This is a genomic window from Lysobacter sp. HA18, assembly GCF_054057595.1.
Window position 1 is genome coordinate 2605611 of record NZ_JBSRZL010000001.1, and the last position, 17362, is coordinate 2622972.

Annotated in this window: 9 protein-coding genes; all 9 read right to left on the reverse strand. The window is 66.4% G+C overall.

All coding sequences use genetic code 11. The features are described from left to right. Window positions 1-45: 45 nt before the first annotated feature. The 9 genes from ACVWWW_RS12855 to ACVWWW_RS12895 all read right to left on the reverse strand — a co-directional run bounded on the left by ACVWWW_RS12855 (window position 46) and on the right by ACVWWW_RS12895 (window position 17334). Window positions 46-6570, reverse strand: coding sequence for a hypothetical protein (locus ACVWWW_RS12855; protein ID WP_456998709.1), 6525 nt, complete (start codon window positions 6568-6570; stop codon window positions 46-48). Between the two features lie 405 nt (window positions 6571-6975). Then, entirely contained in the window at window positions 6976-10101 is a 3126-nt protein-coding gene (locus ACVWWW_RS12860) for an efflux RND transporter permease subunit (RefSeq protein ID WP_027082062.1), read from the reverse strand. Between the two features lie 100 nt (window positions 10102-10201). Next, window positions 10202-11260: an efflux RND transporter periplasmic adaptor subunit gene (locus ACVWWW_RS12865; RefSeq protein ID WP_027082061.1), complete on the reverse strand. Its 1059-nt coding sequence runs from the start codon at window positions 11258-11260 to the stop codon at window positions 10202-10204. Window positions 11261-11463: 203 nt separating this feature from the next. Beyond that, on the reverse strand, window positions 11464-12474 hold the full coding sequence (locus ACVWWW_RS12870; RefSeq protein ID WP_027082060.1) for a class I fructose-bisphosphate aldolase: 1011 nt from the start codon (window positions 12472-12474) through the stop codon (window positions 11464-11466). A gap of 113 nt (window positions 12475-12587) precedes the next feature. Beyond that, entirely contained in the window at window positions 12588-13334 is a 747-nt protein-coding gene (locus ACVWWW_RS12875) for an energy transducer TonB (protein ID WP_155914127.1), read from the reverse strand. Further along, window positions 13274-13915 carry an energy transducer TonB gene (locus ACVWWW_RS12880; RefSeq protein WP_027082058.1) on the reverse strand — a complete coding sequence of 214 codons (642 nt, stop codon included), beginning with the start codon at window positions 13913-13915 and terminating at the stop codon, window positions 13274-13276. The genes ACVWWW_RS12875 and ACVWWW_RS12880 overlap by 61 nt, the downstream gene beginning before the upstream one ends. Before the next feature lie 72 nt (window positions 13916-13987). Beyond that, entirely contained in the window at window positions 13988-15454 is a 1467-nt protein-coding gene (gene pyk / locus ACVWWW_RS12885; RefSeq protein WP_027082057.1) for a pyruvate kinase, read from the reverse strand. Window positions 15455-15523: 69 nt separating this feature from the next. Next, a complete protein-coding gene (locus ACVWWW_RS12890; RefSeq protein WP_036141046.1) occupies window positions 15524-16159 on the reverse strand; it encodes an HAD hydrolase-like protein in 636 nt (211 codons plus the stop codon). Continuing rightward, on the reverse strand, window positions 16159-17334 hold the full coding sequence (locus ACVWWW_RS12895) for a phosphoglycerate kinase (RefSeq protein WP_027082055.1): 1176 nt from the start codon (window positions 17332-17334) through the stop codon (window positions 16159-16161). The genes ACVWWW_RS12890 and ACVWWW_RS12895 overlap by 1 nt, the downstream gene beginning before the upstream one ends. Window positions 17335-17362 lie beyond the last annotated feature (28 nt).

The window sequence follows — 17362 nt, forward strand, 5'->3', positions numbered from 1 at the left end:
CTCGAAAGCCCTCGACCGGCGGACTGATCCGCCGGCCGCGGAGCATTACCAGGTGTAGCGCATGATCACCTGGCCACCGAGGAAGTCCTGCAGTGCACCGCCGTCCGTCCAGTCCACGCCGCCCGCCACGCTGATTCCGTGGTACTGCATGCCAACGCCGAGGTTCACCTTCGCGCTGGTGCCTTCGGTGGTCGTCGTGCCGCCGAACACGCTGTCGATGTCGTAGGACGTCTTGCCGTCGAACTCGCGTACCGCGCTGATTGCGCCGTACGGCATCCACGTCACCGCACCGCTGTGCAGCAGCGTGTTGAACTCGACGCCGAGGCGCGCGCGCTTGGAGCGACCGCCATCAGCCGAGAACACCGCCGTCGCGCCATCGACCGCATCGATGTTGTCGATCGTGGTGCGCGTGTACTGCGCCTGCGGAACGACGTTGATGCCAGCGAACGACAGGCCGCCGAGACCGGCTTCGACGTTGAACGCCGAACCATCACCGCGCGTCTTCTGCGGGCCGGCCGACGAATTCATCTTCGCGGTGAAGGTGTTCCAGCGATACGAGAGATCGACGTAGCTCCCGTTCGTACCGAACCAGCTGCCATAGACACCCGAGGTCTCGCCGCGCAGGTGATCGGTGCCGGTCTTCGCGACGAGGGTCTCGCTCGAATCCGCCTCGCCGACGAGCACACCGAGGTGCACGCCGCGGCCGACATGCGCATCGAAGCCCACCTCCGTCCCGTGCGTGGACTGGTCGAACCGCAGGTCGCCGGACGAACCCATCGTCGTGCCGAGGTTCTCCGGCGCCACGCGACCGTGCTCGCCGAACACGCGCACCCACGGGCCGAGGCCAACGCGACCTTCATCGAGCGACGGGTTGAAGCCCATGCGCTCACGCCAGGTGCCGACCTGCGCGCTCATCAGGCTGTGCGCCGCCGGTGCCACGGTCGCCGCAAGCGCGCCGGCCGTGTTGAGGCCCGCGATGTCGAGGCCGACGAAGAAGATGTCGGGCGCCGCGTTGCTGGCCGAGAGCGAACTGGTGACACCGACGCGCAGGTCGAGGAAGTCCGCCGGCGAGTAACCGATCAGCTGGCCGCCGACGAAAGATCCGGCGGTCGAATCGCCGCTGACACGTGCGAATTCAGTCGGCGTGACCGCGCCATCGGACGGCAGGCCGGTGAAGTAGACATCCACCGTCTGCACCGCATTCGGCACCACGTTGCCGTTCACCACGAGGTGATCGGCGCCGCCACCGTTCGGATCGAGATCAACCGCGAGACGTCCGGCGCCGGCGAGGTTGCCGGTCAGCGTCAACGTGTCCGTCGGGCTGCCGTTGGCCATGTCGATCAGGCCGGTATTGGTGAACGCCTTCGCGTTCGCGGCGCCCATGTCGATCAGGCCACTGTCGAGAATGCGCAGCGTGCCGGCGTTGGCGAACGTGTTGCCGGTCGTGCTGGTGCCGAAGCGGATCGTGCCGCCGCTCAGGAACAGCGTGCCGCCGGCCGCATTGGTCAGGCTGTCGTCGCCCGCACCGAAGGCGATCGAACCACCATCGAGCACGAGATTGGCATTCGCCGCGTTGACCAGCGAGTCGTTGCCGTCACCGAAGTCGGTCGACGCGTTGTAGACCGTCCATGTGCCGCCACTGTTGTTGACGAACACGTCGTCGCCCGCACCGGTGATGACTGCCCCGGTGATCGAACCGCTGTTGCGGATGTCCTGCACGCCCGCATCGCCGCGCACCGCGATGGCGCCATCGCCGTCGGCGACCGGCGACAGCGTGCCGGAGTTGAGCAGCGTGCCGGCCGTGTCGAAGCTCACCGCCACGGCCGAGGTATCGCTCGTGCTGGTGATCAGTCCGCGATTGTCGATGACGACGCTGCCTGCCCCGCCGGCGCGCACGCCGATGGCTTCATCCGTGCCCGACGTCGCGGAGATCGTGCCGCTGTTGAGCAGCGACGCTGCGCCCGGCCCGTTGGCAATCGCGACACCGGCCGCGACCCCGTAAGCCTGTGCGTCGATCGTCGAACGGTTCTCGATCGCGAGCGCGCCGTAGCCCGTCGCATCGATGCCCGTCGCGGTGCCGTAGTTCGACAACGCGGTGATCGCGCCGCGGTTGAGCACGCTCGCACCCGCATAGGTCTGCACCAGGATGCCGTCGGCGATGCCGTAAGCGGTGGCGCTGATCGGAGCCGTGTTGTCGATCGTCAGCGAACCACCGCTCCCCGCGACCACGCCGTAAGCGTCACCTGCAGAGGACGACACGGTGATCGCGCCGCCGGTCGTCGCGACCGTCGTGCTGCCGTAGCCGAACGCGTTGATGCCCATCGCGAGCAGATCGCCGTTCACCGTCAGCGCGCCGCTGTTACGAGCCGTGGTGCCGCCCTGGTTGTCGGCGAGCATGCCGATCGCCGTGTCCTGCGAATCCACCTTCAGCGTGCCGCTGTTGATCGCAGCCCCGTTGCCGGCGCCGCTGACGTCGAAGCCGAATGCGCGACTGGTACCGGATACGCCGAGCGTGCCCGTGTTCGTCGCGCTGGCGCTGGCGTCGCTGGTCACGAACGCGCCGATCGCGGAATCACCCGTGATCGTTGCGATGCCGGAGTTCGTGAACGATCCGGCCGTGGCGCCACTGACATACGCGCCGTAGGCCGATGCGCCGTTGACCGCCAGATCGCCGCTGGTGCTGACCGTGACGCCGTCGCCGACCGCAGCGATGCCCATCGCCTGGTCGTACGCGGTGACATCGATCGATCCTGCGTTCGTCGCGACGATATTCGCAGCGGCAAGGTCGAGACCCACCGCACTCGCGTAATACGACTGTGCACCAACTGCACCGTTGTTGGTCAGCGCGATCGCGTTGGTTGCACGACCGACGACCGATGTCGCATTGCCATAGATAGCCATCGCGGCTACATCGCCGGTATTCGTGACCGTGGCAACCGCGCCCGCCTGGACGAACGCACCGATCGCGTCACCCTGGACACCGAGTGCGTAGATGCTGCCGCTGTTGTCGAAACCAACATCACCCGCCAGGGCACGCGCACGCACGCCGTAAGCGCCGAAGTAGCCGACTCCGTTGATCGTGCCACTGTTATCGACGTGAACGTCACCGTTGGTGGCCGTCAGCCGTACCGCCTCGGCACTGGTGTTCGAATAGTTCCCGATGCCAATCGAAGTGATATCCCCGCTATTGGTCAGGCTAACGTCGCCGTAGGTCGAGTTGCCGCGCGCACCAACCGACGGGAAGTAAGAGCCATAACTTTGAATCGCGCCGGCGTTGTCGATGGCGACATCGCCCTGCGTCGAACGAGCCGACACGCCGAAGGCGATCGCGCCCCCGCCATAGATGGAACCGTTCCCGCCATTCGCGATCGACACGTCACCGGCATCGGCGTGGACGTCTATGCCGTAGCCGCGCACTGCATACGCGGCGACCGCGCTGTCGTTCGTGACGCTCGCGCCGGCCAGGCCATCGGCATGGATGCCCGTCGCGAAATAACCGCCGTAGGCGCTGACCGCGCCCGTGTTGTCGACATGAGCCGTGCCGCCGCTCGAGATCGCCGCCAGACCCGTCGTGTAGTGATAGCCACCGACCGTCGGCGCCGCGACATATACATCGCCGCTGTTGACGATCGTTGCAGGGCCGATGACCGACTCGGCGACAATGCCCTCGAGCGTGCCGTGACCCAAGACGTCCACACTCGCGCTATTGGTCACCGTCGTTGCCGCATCGCCCAACCCGATGATGCCGGTAGTCGCGTAGCGGGAGGACAGCGTGTTGGCCGTGATAGCGCCAGCATTCGATATATCGACTGTGCTACCTACCCCCGTCGCAATGGCTTCGATGCCAGTGCTGTTCCAGAACGCGTTGACGTTCATGTCGCCCGCGTTGACAACACTGATATTCGCCCCGTCATACCCAGTGGAGGCGTGGATGCCGGTGGACACAAGCGAGTAGTAGGTGGCGCCGATGGTGAGCGCACCGTCGTTCGTGACCGAAGCCGTGCCGTCGGAGCGCACGTCGATGCCGTTGGCGTAATAAGCGTTCGCGATGATGTCGCCATGGTTCTGGATCAGCGCGCCACCAGTGCCGGCCTGCACGCTGATGCCCGTCGCCAACGAGCTGTAGATGCCGTAAGCCCCGACGACCGAGACATCAATTGCGCCGGAGTTGGTCACCGTCGCCAGACCAGTTCCGCTCGTTGCGTACACGCCAAACGCATTGCCTAGCCCGCCCTGGGTCGCCTGCGAGCTGATGGCACCGCTGTTGTCGACGCTCACGCCATCCGTCGCTTGCGCTTCGATGCCGGCAGCCCAGCTGTAGCCCGACAGGCGCATCGATCCGGAATTCGTGACGTCGACGTCGCCGCCGCCGCTCGCGAAAATGCCGTCGGCCGTTGCGTACGCGGAACTGACCTGGAAATCACCGCTGCTATTGATCGTGACGCTGTCGCCCAAGGCTGCAATGCCAGTGGCGTTGCCATAGCCCGTGACGATAACGGGCCCGTCATTGGTGATCGCAACATTCGCGGCGCCGAGATACATGCCGATAGCGCCGCCGTTGTTGGACTGTGCCGTGATCGCACCATTGTTGGTCAGAGCGATCCCGTCGATCGCCTGCACCACGAGCGCTGCGGCGAACCCGTCTCGCGAGTACGCCTGCACGTCGCCTGCATTCGTCAGTGTCGCAACGCCGCCGGCCTGGACGAATGCACCGATCGCGTCACCCTGGACACCGAGTGCGTAGATGCTGCCGCTGTTGTCGAAACCGACGTCACCGGCCAGCGCCCGCGCACGCACGCCATAGGCGCCGAAGTAGCCGACTCCGTTGATCGTGCCGCTGTTGTCGACGTGAACGTCGCCGTTGGTGGCCGTCAGCCGTACCGCCTCGGCACTGGTGTTGGAATAGTTCCCGACGCCAATCGAAGTGATATCACCGGTATTGGTCAGGCTAACGTCGCCGTAGGTCGAATTGCCGCGCGCACCAACCGACGGGAAGTAAGAGCCATAACTTTGAATCGCGCCGGCGTTGTCGATGGCGACATCGCCCTGCGTCGAACGAGCCGACACGCCGAAGGCGATCGCGCCCCCGCCATAGATGGAACCGTTCCCGCCATTCGCGATCGACACGTCACCGGCATCGGCGTGGACGTCTATGCCGTAGGCGCGCACTGCATACGCGGCGACCGCGCTGTCGTTCGTGACGCTCGCGCCGGCCAGGCCATCGGCATGGATGCCCGTCGCGAAATAACCGCCGTAGGCGCTGACCGCGCCCGTGTTGTCGACATGAGCCGTGCCGCCGCTCGAGATCGCCGCCAGACCCGTCGTGTAGTGATAGCCACCGACCGTCGGCGCCGCGACATATACATCGCCGCTGTTGACGATCGTTGCAGGGCCGATGACCGACTCGGCGACAATGCCCTCGAGCGTGCCGTGACCCAAGACGTCCACACTCGCGCTATTGGTCACCGTCGTTGCCGCATCGCCGGAACCCACGACGCCGTTGGTGGCGGAGCGACTCGACAAGGTATTGATCGCGATCGCGCCATTATTGGACACGTCGACCGTGCTGCCCGCTCCGGTGGCAATCGCTTCGATGCCGGTACCGCTAAGAAATGCATCTACGGTCAGGTCGCCGGAATTGACGACACCGACGTGAGCTCCGTCGTAGCCGGCCGAGGCATGGATACCCGTGGCCTCAAGCGTGTAGTTGACGCTGCCAATGGCCAGCGTGCCCTCGTTCGTCACCAAGGCTGTGCCGTACGAGCGCACGTCGATGCCGTTGGCGTAGTAACCGTTCGCCGTGATGTCGCCATGGTTCTGCACCACCGCGCCACCAGTGCCGGCCTGCACGCTGATGCCCGTCGCTACCGCGCCAGGTCCGTAGGCATCCACCAAAACATCCAGCGCCCCCGAGTTCGTCACCGTCGCCTGGCCGGTTCCGCCCGTGGCGTAAATGCCAAACGCGCTGCTCTGTACGCCATAGGCGTACTGCGTCGCATGCGAGTTGATTGCGCCACTGTTGTCGACGGTCACCCCATCGGTGCCCTGCGCTTCAATGCCCGCGGACCAGTTGTAGCCGGACACGCGAATCGACCCGGAGTTCGTAACGTCCACGTCGCCAGCGCTCGCGAAAATGCCGTCGGCGGTTGCGTAGGCGGAACTGATCTGCAGATCGCCGCCGTTGTTAATCGACACCGCATCAGTCGCGACCGTGTAGATGCCGGTGGCCTGCGTAAGCCCGTTCGCGGCGATGGCGCCTACGTTCGCAATGTCAACTGCGTCGGCGATGCCCACGATGCCAAACGACGCGTAATTGATGGTGCTGGCACCGAGCGCGATGGCGCCCGAGTTCGTGATCGCGACGCCTCCATCCACCGCGTTGCCACTGATGCCGACGCCGATCGCCGACCCGGCGTACGCCGAATCGATCGTGATGTCGCCGGTATTGTTAATGTGGACGTTTGCGCCGCTGGCGTACCCGTCCACCCCGACCGTGTACCCCGAAGCCGCCGCATACGTAACGGGCAGGTTGTTATCGACGACGGTGTCGCCCGTCTGCGGGGGCGGCACCAAAGAGTTGAAGGCGGGAGCCTGCGCGGCGGAAACACGCGTGAGGTCGTGAACGGGGTAAGTCGGGACGAATGCGGCCTGTGCGCTATAGCTCGTCGATATCCGTGCCGGCGCTGCGAGAGCCAGGCCCGGGCCGGCAAGCGCAACCGCTGCGACCGATGCCGCGAGGGCGTGGCGGATCGCCGATGCAACCGGCGCCATGCGAATAACACGCGACGTTCCAGCGCGGGCCGTGCGGGCCGGCTTCTTACCTTGCATCGAGTTTTCCCCTGTCGGCGACACACCGCGCCCGCAAACCGGGACGACGGCTACACTTTTGTGACGCCGATCATAAGGGGGGTCTAACGCAAAACGGAAGTGCTTCCGGCCATCGTCAACCCATTCGGGCCTACGATGATGAACCGGTCAGGCGTGCCCACCCGCCTGCGGCGTACTGGCCTCCAGCGCCTCGAGCTCGTGGCTGACGGCCTCGGGCGATCGCGTGTACTTCGCGAGCAGCACGTAGAACGCGGGCACCACGAACAGCGAAAGCAGCGTCGAGAACGAGACGCCGAAAATCACCACGATGCCGATTGCCGCGCGGCTCGCGGAACCCGGCCCGCCTGCGAGCACCAGCGGCACCGCACCGACGACGGTCGCGATCGAGGTCATCAGGATCGGCCGCAACCGTACGCTCGCGCTTTCGACGATCGCCTGGTGGATCGTGCGGCCCTCGTCGCGCAGCTGGTTGGCGAACTCGACGATCAGGATGCCGTTCTTCGCCGCCAGGCCGACCAGCATGACGATGCCGATCTGGCTGAAGAGGTTGAGCGTGCCGTGCGTGATCCAGATGCCGAGCAGCGCGCCGAGCACGCCCAGCGGCACGGTCAGCATGATCACCAGCGGATGGATGAAGCTTTCGAACTGCGCGGCGAGCACGAGGAATACGACGAGGAGCGCGAGCGCGAACGTCAGCACCACGGCGCCGCCGGCCTGCTGGTATTCGCGTGACTCGCCCTTCCAGTCGATCTGCGCTTCGGGCGGAAGATCCTGCTTGACCGCCTGGTCGAGGAACTTGATCGCGTCGCCCATGCGATAGCCCGGCGACAGCCCGGCGCTGAGCGTGATCGAACGCAGTCGATTGAAGCGATTGAGGCTGCCCGGCTCGGCGACTTCGCGCAGCGTCACCAGGTTCGACAGCGGCACCAGCGAACCGTCGCGTGCGCGCACCTGGATCTGCTCAAGATCCGCCGGCGATGCACGCGCGACGCGGTCGGCCTGCACGATGACGTCGTACTCCTCGCCGTTCTGCACGAACGTGGTGACGCGACTGCTGCCCATCATCGTTTCGAGCGCATGACCGATGTCGGTGACGCTAACCCCGAGATCCGCAGCGCGGCCGTGGTCGATCTCCACGTGCATCTGCGGGCGCGTTTCCTTGTAGTCGGAGTCGACGCCGAAGAAACCCGGGTTCTGTTCCATTCGCGCCTGCAACGCGTCGCGCCACTTCACCAGCTGCGCGTAGTCGGGGCCACCGAGCACGATGTTCACCGGCTGCCCGCGCGAACGCACGAGTCCACCGCTCACCTGCGCGGCGACTTTGACGCCGGGAAGTTTGGCGAACTCCTTCTTCAGGCTGTCGGCCGCGTCCGCGGTGCTGGTGGTGCGCTTGTCCCAGTCCTGCAGGAACACGGAGATACGGCCCGTGTGCATTTCCTCGCTCGCGCCGAATCCACCCGGAACGCGCGGGTTGTAACGCGCGATCGTCTTGCCGTCGCCGGTACGCGCCGCGAGGATCTTCTCGACCTGCTGCACCTGCCCGACCGTGTAGTCGAAGCCCGCGCCTTCCGGCCCGGTGATCATGACCTGGAAGAAGCCGCGATCTTCCGCGGGCGCAAGCTCGCTCGGCACGACCTTGAACAGCACGAAGCTCGCCGCAAGTGCGACCAGCATCAGCAGGCCGAACATCCACGGGCGTTCGACGGTGGTGTCGAGGAAGCGTCGATAACGCGCGCTCACCGCTTCCAGCCGCGCGTTCACGAACCGCGTGGCCGGGTTGGATTTTTCGTCGCTATGCGGACGCACCAGCTTCGACGACATCATCGGCGTGAGCGTGAGCGCGACGAATGCCGACAGCGCGACCGCACCGGCGAGCGCAACAGACAACTCGCGGAACAGTCGTCCGGTATTGCCCTGCATGAAGCCGATCGGCAGGAAGACCGACACCAGCACGGCGGTCGTCGCGATCACCGCGAACGCGACCTGCTTGGTACCGCGCGCTGCGGCGACCAGCCTCGGCTCGCCGAGATCCGATCGACGCTGGATGTTTTCGAGCACCACGATCGCATCGTCGACGACGAGGCCGATACACAAGACCAGCGCAAGCAGCGTCAGCAGGTTGATCGAGTAACCGAACGCGTACAGCGGAATGAACGCGGCGATCAGGCAGACCGGCACCGTCACGGCCGGGATCAACGCGGCGCGGAAACTGCCGAGGAATAGCCAGATCACCACGAGCACGAGGATGATCGCCTCGGCCAGCGTGTGATAGACGCGATCGACCGCGGCGTCGATGAAGGTGGTGGTGTCGAACGCGACGAAGATGTCGGTGCCCGGCGGCAGCGACGGACGGATCTCGTCGGCCGCGACGCGCGCGGCGCGTGCAACGTCTAGGCTGTTCGCAGTCGATGTCTTGATGACGCCGAGGCCGATGTTGTTCTCACCGTTGCTGCGGTAGTACGCGCGGCGCTCGGCGGTGGTCAGCTCGACGCGCGCGATGTCGCCGAGACGCACGACGTAGCCGTCATCACCCTTCTTCAGCGGGATCTGCGCGAAGTCCTGGGGCTTCTGGTAGTTGCGTGCCACCCGCAACGTGAAGTCGCGCGTCTGCGATTCGATGCGGCCGGCCGGCAGCTCAACGTTCTCGGCACGCAGTGCGCTCTCGACATCGTTGACCGTGATGTTGCGCGCGGCCATCGCATCGCGATCGAGCCAAATGCGCATCGCATAGCGCTGCTCGCCGCCGATGCGGACCTGCGCGACGCCTTCGAGTGCTGCGAGCCGGTCGACGATGTAGCGGTCGGCGTAATCCGACAGCTGCAGCGTGTTCATCGACTTGCTGCTCATGTTGAGCCAGATGATCGGTTCTGCGTCGCTCTCGACCTTCGCGATCTGCGGCGCGTCGGCCTCGTCCGGCAGGCGGTCGAGCACGCGGCTGACTGCATCGCGCACGTCGTTCGCCGCGGCTTCCATGTCGCGCGTGAGCTTGAACTCGATCGAGATCGACGAGCGTCCGTTGACGCTGCGCGAATCGATGGACTCGACACCCTCGACGCCCGACAGCGCGTCCTCCAGCACCTGCGTGATGCGCGTTTCGACCACGCTCGCCGACGCACCTTGGTAGCTCACGTCCACCGACACCACGGGCGGATCGATCGCCGGCAATTCGCGCAGCGTGAGGCGGCTGAAGGCCATCACGCCCAGGGTGATGAGCAGCAGGCTCATCACGGTCGCGAACACGGGACGGCGGATCGAGAGGTCGGACAGATTCATCGCGAAGGCTCAGGCTCGTCGCGCCCGCGTGCCGGCGGCGTCGGAGGACACCCGGTGCGTGGGCGTCGGGAAATGCCGGGCATTGCGCGCCCGGCGCAGGTCACGCGGCCTTGCCGCGCGGCGCCTTGGAAACGTCGCTGATCTTCGCGCCCGGTTTCAGCTTGCCGGTGCCGTCGACCACGATGCTGTCGCCGACCGCGATGCCCGACAGCACTTCGACGCGGCCATTGGTGCGCGTGCCGAGCTTCACGTCGGCGCGTTCCGCCTTGCCGTCGCGCACGCGGTACACGTACGAATCGTTGCCGACCTGCACGACCGCGATCTCGGGAATCAGCAGCGCCTGGCGCTCGGCGCGCGCGACGTCCACCTGCATCAGCATGCCGGGCTTGAGCGCATGGTCGGCGTTCGGAAACTGGCCGCGGATGGTGACGGCGCGCGTGGTGGGATCGACGCGGGCGTCGACCGTCGCGACCGTGCCATCGAAACGGCGACCGGCATATGCGGCGGCGTGGCCGCTCAGCGATTCACCGGCAGACACCTGCGCGAGTTGCGTCTCGGGCACGGGGAAGTCGACGAACACCGTGCCGAGATCGTCGAGCGTGGTGATCGCGGTGCCTGGCGTGACCAGCGAACCCGGGCTGACCTGGCGGAGGCCGACGACGCCCGCGAATGGCGCGCGGATCACGCGATCCGCTGCTTGCGCGCGCATCTGCGCGACACGGGCGATCGCGGCGTCGCGCACTGCGCGCTGTGTCTCGAGCTGGGAACGCGCGATGAGCTGCTGCGTCGCGAGCGAGGCCTGGCGGTTGTAGAGGTCACTCGCTTCTTTCGCCGCGGCCTCGGCCGAGCGGAGCTGCGCCTGCTCGGCGTCACCCACGAGCGTGATCAAGGGCGCGCCGGCACGCACGGTGTCGCCACTGTCGAAGTGAACGGTTTGCACCTTCTGCGACACGCTGGCCGTGACCGTCACCGACTCGCGCGCGCGCACGGTGCCGAGCGCCTGCAGCGTGTCGACGAAAGGCTGGGTTCGGACGACTTCGGTCGTCACCGTGATCGGGCGGTCGCCGCCGCCCTTGCTGCTGCCGTCCTTGGCGGCGTTCGCCCGGTCACCGCAGCCCGTCAGGGCCAGGGCTGCCACGAGGGCCGGGAACACCAGAATCGATCGCATGCGGATCCGAACAACGGGGGGACCGGGAATTCTATCGAGCCCATGTGTTACGACCCGTGTCATCGGTACTGGGTGGCGTGACGCGGTTGGAACGTCGGCGTTGCGTGGGCGACGTCAACGGACGCGCTACGGCCGCCTGAAACGGAAGACGCCGGCACGTGGCCGGCGTCTCCAGACAACGTGGAAGCGATCGCTTACGCGGCCGACTGCCACTGGCCGAGCGCGGCCAGACCGTTGTCGCGGGCGCGGGCGAACACGGTTTCCTGGGCCTTGCCGTAGTTGCCCTGCATGTCCTGGCTCCACAGCTTGAGCGCGGCCTGCTGCATGGCGCGGCCGTACGAGAACGACAGCGGCCACGGGTGCGGGCCGGCCGCGTTCATCGCGTTCAGGTGTGCGGTCGCGTCATTGTCCGACTGGCCGCCGGACAGGAAGACGATGCCCGGCAGCGTGGCCGGCACGGTCGACTTCAGGCAGCGCAGCGTGGCCGCGGCGACTTCCTCGACCGATGCCTTTTCGGCCGACTCGGTGCCGTGGATGACCATCGACGCCTTCAGGATCGTGCCCTCGAGCATCACGTTCTGCTCGTACAGCGCGCCGAACAGCGAACGCAGCACGACTTCGGTGACCTCGTAGCAGGTGTCGATGTCGTGGCTGCCGTCCATGATCACTTCGGGTTCGACCATCGGCACCAGGCCCTGCTCCTGGCACAGCGCGGCGTAACGGGCCAGCGCATGGCTGTTGGCCTCGATCGCGGTGCCGGTCGGGATGTCGTCGCCGATGTTGATGACCGCACGCCACTTCGCGAAGCGCGCGCCGAGGCGGTAGTACTCCTCGAGGCGCGCGCGCAGGCCGTCGAGGCCTTCGGTCACGACCTCACCCGGGAAGCCGGCCAGCGGCACGGGACCCTTGTCGACCTTGATGCCCGGAATGATCCCGTTGGCCATCATGACCTGGGTGAACGGCGTGCCGTCCTTGGTCGACTGGCGGATCGTTTCGTCGAACAGGATCGCGCCCGAGAGGTACTGGCCGATGTTCGGCGCCGTGAGCAGCAGCTCGCGGTACGCGCGACGGTTCTCTTCGGTGTTCTCGATGCCGACGCCCGCGAAGCGCTTGGCGCAGGTCGCGTTGGACTCGTCGATCGCGATGATGCCCTTGCCCGGGGCGACCATCGCCTGGGCGGTCTCGGCAAGCTGTTCGATGCTCATGGGGTCCTTGGCGCGCTGGAATCGGGGGCCGGCATTATACCGGCCGCGGTGACTACGATTTCAGCGGCTGGCCGGGCGCTAGACGGCCGGCGTAGGAGCAGGTGCGAGATGCGTCAGCGGATGAACTGGCTCGGCTGCTGCGCGCGCTGGCCTTGCGTCCAAAAGCGCGCTTTCGCCTCGTAGAGGTTTCGAAGCACGTCCTCGAAGCGCTCTCCATCTCGAAGCGCGAGTGCAATGTCGCCGTCCTTGCACGCATCGGGGGAGTTCGCGGCCTTGCCATCGAACTGGACCGTGGTGGCGGTAATCGTCGGCATGCGTTCACCGACCGGCGCGAATTGCCATTGCGCAACCGCGCCGGCCGCAGCCTGTGCGAACCGCTCGATGACTTGGCGCTTCGCGAGCGGCGAACGGACGCTGGCGTCGGCATCCAACGTGTGGAAGTCGGATGTGCGGCCGTCCGACCCGATCGTGTAGGCGAGCGTCACGCAACCGGTGGTCCCACGGGAGGCGAGATCGGGCGGATAGGTGACCGGCGTGAGTCCCGAAGCCGGAGACCAATAGTTCGTGAGTTGCTCAGGCGCAACGACTATCGGCGTCGGCCCCGATACCGGCTGCTCGGCTGACGCGGTCGACGCAGACACGACCGCAAGAGCAATCGGAACGAGCCTTTTCCACATCATTTTTCTAGGTCCATGTTCGATTCGCAGGATGTCCCCGAGGCGCAGAGGCCTAGTACGCGCTGCTCGCGGCCTTCGCCTGGTGATATCCGTAAAGGCCGCAACACGCGGCAGCGTCGCGATCAGCGCCCGCCCGTGATCACCGTCGGCGGGCTCAGAATTACGCCAGTCGTGCCGTCCCAAGGCGAGTCCGTTGCGCGCACGACCTCCCCGCTGCGACCGCGAGAATTCGTGGATGCCAGTCGATCCATGCGATCGACGGCGTGGTCGCGCTCGTATGCCGCGCCAATCAGTGCGGCCCACTCGCTACCGCCGTCCAGCAGGCGCGCAGTGCGGGTGCCTTCGCAACTGGTCGACTCGGCCGAGGGCGTCTCGCCGAAATGGAGAGTTCTAGCCGTCAGCGTCGGCTGCGCGTCACCGCTTGGCACGAAGCGGGTGACCGAAAGCGCGGTCGCGCCAGCGCCTGCAAAGCGCTCGACCGCCAACTGGGCTGCCAGCGGCGACCGTGCGCTTGCGCGGCCGTCCAGCACGTTGATTCGCGACACTCGGCCATCCGAACCGATCATGTAGGTCAGCGTCACACATCCGGTTACGCCCCGGTCCGCCAGCTGAGACGGATACACAGGCGCGACGGACGCTTCCGGCGTCCAGGCGCTGGCAATGGCGTCGGGGCCTATGACGCGAAGTCCATCAGGTCCGTTGTCGGCAGCGAGGGCCATCGGCCCGGCCATCGAAAGTCCGAGCAGCATGAGGGTCCGTTTCATGTTCGCCTCCGGTCTTAGACCAACCGAAATTAGCGCGAGACCCGCTCCGATTGCGCCCCATTCATCGGCGGCCTACAGGTCGCCCAGCCCTTCCGCCTTGCCGTTCGGCCCGATCTGCAGCAGCCGCAACGTGTTGGTCGCGCCGTGCTGCTGCATGATCTCGCCGCTGGTGAAAATAATGCGGTCGCCCTCTTCGAGCAGGCCGCGCTCGAACAGCACTTTCGCCGAGGCGCGGGCCGCCACGCCGGCGGTCATGCCGGCACTCTCGAACGGCAGCGCGGTGACGTCGCGCATCAAGGACATCCGGCGCCGTGCGGCCTCGTCGCCGGACAGCGCGATGATCTGCGCGGGCGAGCGGAAGCGCGACAGGAAGCGCGGCGTGCCGCCCGATTCGGTGATCGCCACGATCGATCGCACGCCGATGTGTTCGGACAGGAACATCGCGGCCATCGCGATCGCCTGGTCGGCGCGGTCGAGACCGCGCGGTGCCTTCTCGAAATCGGTGTCGTGCGAAAACTGGCGTTCGGCGCCGAGGCAGACGCGGGCCATCGCCTCGACCGCCTTCAACGGATATTTGCCGGCCGCCGTCTCCTGCGAAAGCATTACCGCGTCGGTGCCGTCGATTACCGAGTTGGCGACGTCCAGTACTTCGGCGCGCGTCGGGATCGGGCTGTCGACCATCGACTGCAACATCTGCGTCGCGGTGATCACCACGCGGCCGCGCGACAGCGATTCACGAATGATCTTCTTCTGCAGGCCGGGCAGCTCGGCGTCGCCGATCTCCACGCCGAGGTCGCCGCGCGCGACCATCACCACGTCGCTCGCTTCGACGATTTCGGCCAGGTTCTCGATCGCTTCCGTGCGCTCGATCTTGGACACCAGCGCGGCATTGCTGCCGGCCGCCTGTGCGATGCGACGCGCATCGTGCATGTCCTGCGCATTGCGGCAGAACGACACCGCGATGAAGTCGACGCCGATCTGCGCGGCGATCTTGATGAGTTCTTCGTCCTTCGGCGTCAACGCGCCCAAAGACAAGCCGCCGCCCTGCTTGTTGAGGCCTTTGCGGTTGGACAGCACACCGTCGTTCAGCACCGTCGAGATGATGCGTTCGCCTTCGACGCGATCGACCTGCAACTGCATCATGCCGTCGTCGAGCAGCAGCACGTCGCCGGGAACGACGTCACCCGGCAAACCTAGATAGCTGACGCCGACTTCGCTCGCGTTGCCGAGGGGCGCATCGTCGCGTGCCACGAGGTCGAAGCGATCACCGACCTTCAATTCGACGCGATCGTTCTCGAACTTTTCGATGCGGATCTTCGGGCCCGGAAGGTCGGCGAGGATGCCGACCTCGCGCCCCACGCGCGCCGCCGCTTCGCGCACCGCCTGCGCCCGCGCGACCTGCGCCGACGGATCGCCGTGCGAGAAGTTGAGGCGGACGCAATCGACGCCTGCTTCGAGCAGGCGGTCGAGCATGCCCGGCGCATCGGTGGCCGGGCCAAGGGTGACGAGGATCTTGGTACGGCGCGTCTTGTGGCTCATGCGGCAACGGGTTTCGGGTGATCACCGAAACCTAGCACGGCTGTGCGACTGCACCAGCGGCAATCGATTTCAGCCCAGCAGCGGTACGAGGTCGGCCGGTTGCCGGACGAGGTCGCGAGCGCCGGCAGTGCGCAGCTCGTCCTCGCTTCCAAAGCCCCACAACACACCGACGCTGCGCATGTCGTGATGCGCGGCGCCCTCCATGTCCATGCGGCGGTCGCCGATCATGGTGCAGTCGCGCGCTGCAACGCCGAGGCGCTCCAGCGCTTCGGCGATGAGCTCGGGCTTGTGGCTGAGGCGACCGTCAAGCGTGGCGCCGATCACGTCGACGAAACGGTGGCCGAATGGCAGGCTCGCGATGATCTTGCGTGCGTGCGGTTCGTTCTTGGCAGTGACGACGGCGAGCCCATGGCCCGCGGCGTGCAACGCTTCGATTGCTTCGGGAATGCCGTCGTAGACGGTGCGCTCGGCCCATCCGTGCGTTTCGTAGCGCTCGCGGTAGTACACGAGCGCCTGCTCGGTGCGTTCGTCGTTGTGAAGGTACGGCGCGAAGCTGTCGCGCAGCGGCGGGCCGATCCAGGTGCGCAGCGTCGCCTCGTCGGGCACAGGCTCGCCGACCTTCTCGAACGCATAGGTCGCGCAGCGCATGATGCCGACGGCCGAGTCGATCAGCGTGCCGTCGAGGTCGAAGAAGAGCGTTGCCATCACGCGCCACGCGCCGCGAGTGCAGCGACCGCCGGCAACGTCTTGCCCTCGAGGAATTCGAGGAATGCGCCGCCGCCAGTGGAGATGTACGAGACGTCGTGCGCGATGCCGTACTTGTCGACGGCCGCGAGCGTGTCGCCACCGCCCGCGATCGAGAACGCATTGCTGCTCGCGATCGCGCGCGCCAGCGCTTCGGTGCCCTTGCCGAACGCATCGAATTCGAACACGCCAACCGGCCCGTTCCACACCACCGTGCCGGCGCTGCGGATGAGTTCCGCGTAGTGCGCGGCGGTCTGCGGGCCGATGTCGAGGATCATGTCGCCCTCGCCCACCGCGTCGACGGGCTTCACCGTCGCCGGCGCGTTCGCATTGAATTCGGGTGCGACGACGACGTCGACCGGCAGCGGGATTTCCGCGCCTCGCGCCTTCGCCTGTTCGATGATCGACGTCGCGGTGTCGACGAGGTCGCGTTCGACCAGCGACTTGCCCACGCCATGCCCCATCGCCGCGATGAACGTGTTCGCGATACCCCCACCGACGATCAATTGATCAACGCGTGGGACGAGGTTGCCGAGCAGTTCGAGCTTGGTCGACACCTTGGACCCGGCGACGATCGCGAGCAGCGGGCGCGCCGGATGTTCGAGCGCTTTCGCCAGCGCGTCGAGTTCCGCCATCAGCAGCGGGCCGCCGCAGGCGACCTTCGCCTGACGGATCACGCCGTGCGTCGACGCCTGCGCACGGTGCGCGGTGCCGAATGCGTCCATGACGAACACGTCGCAGAGGTCCGCGTACGCCTTCGACAAGGTCTCGTCGTCATTACCCTCACCGACGTTCATGCGGCAGTTCTCGAGCATGACGATCTGGCCCGGTTGCACGTCGACGCCGGCGACCCAGTCGCGCACCAGCGGTACGTCGACGCCGAGCAGTTCCGACACGCGCTTCGCCACCGGCGCCAGCGAATCGGCGTCACTGAAAACGCCTTCCTTCGGCCGCCCGAGGTGCGACGTCACCATCACCGCGGCGCCCTTCTCCAGCGCCATGCGCAGCGTCGGCAGCGCGGCGGTGATGCGCTGCTCGGACGTGATGCGGCCGTCGGCGATCGGCACGTTCAGATCCTCGCGGATCAGCACGCGCTTGCCGGCGAGGTCGAGGTCGGACATGCGAAGGATGGACATGGGCGGTCTCTTGAAGGGAACGGGTCGC

Coding starts and splice junctions, on each gene's coding strand:
- ACVWWW_RS12890 (WP_036141046.1), bottom strand. CDS start 16,159: ATGGCAACGCTCTTCTTCGACCTCGACGGCACGCTGATCGACTCGGCC.
- ACVWWW_RS12895 (WP_027082055.1), bottom strand. CDS start 17,334: ATGTCCATCCTTCGCATGTCCGACCTCGACCTCGCCGGCAAGCGCGTG.
- ACVWWW_RS12870 (WP_027082060.1), bottom strand. CDS start 12,474: ATGAGCATCGAACAGCTTGCCGAGACCGCCCAGGCGATGGTCGCCCCG.
- ACVWWW_RS12860 (WP_027082062.1), bottom strand. CDS start 10,101: ATGAATCTGTCCGACCTCTCGATCCGCCGTCCCGTGTTCGCGACCGTG.
- ACVWWW_RS12880 (WP_027082058.1), bottom strand. CDS start 13,915: ATGAAACGGACCCTCATGCTGCTCGGACTTTCGATGGCCGGGCCGATG.
- pyk (WP_027082057.1), bottom strand. CDS start 15,454: ATGAGCCACAAGACGCGCCGTACCAAGATCCTCGTCACCCTTGGCCCG.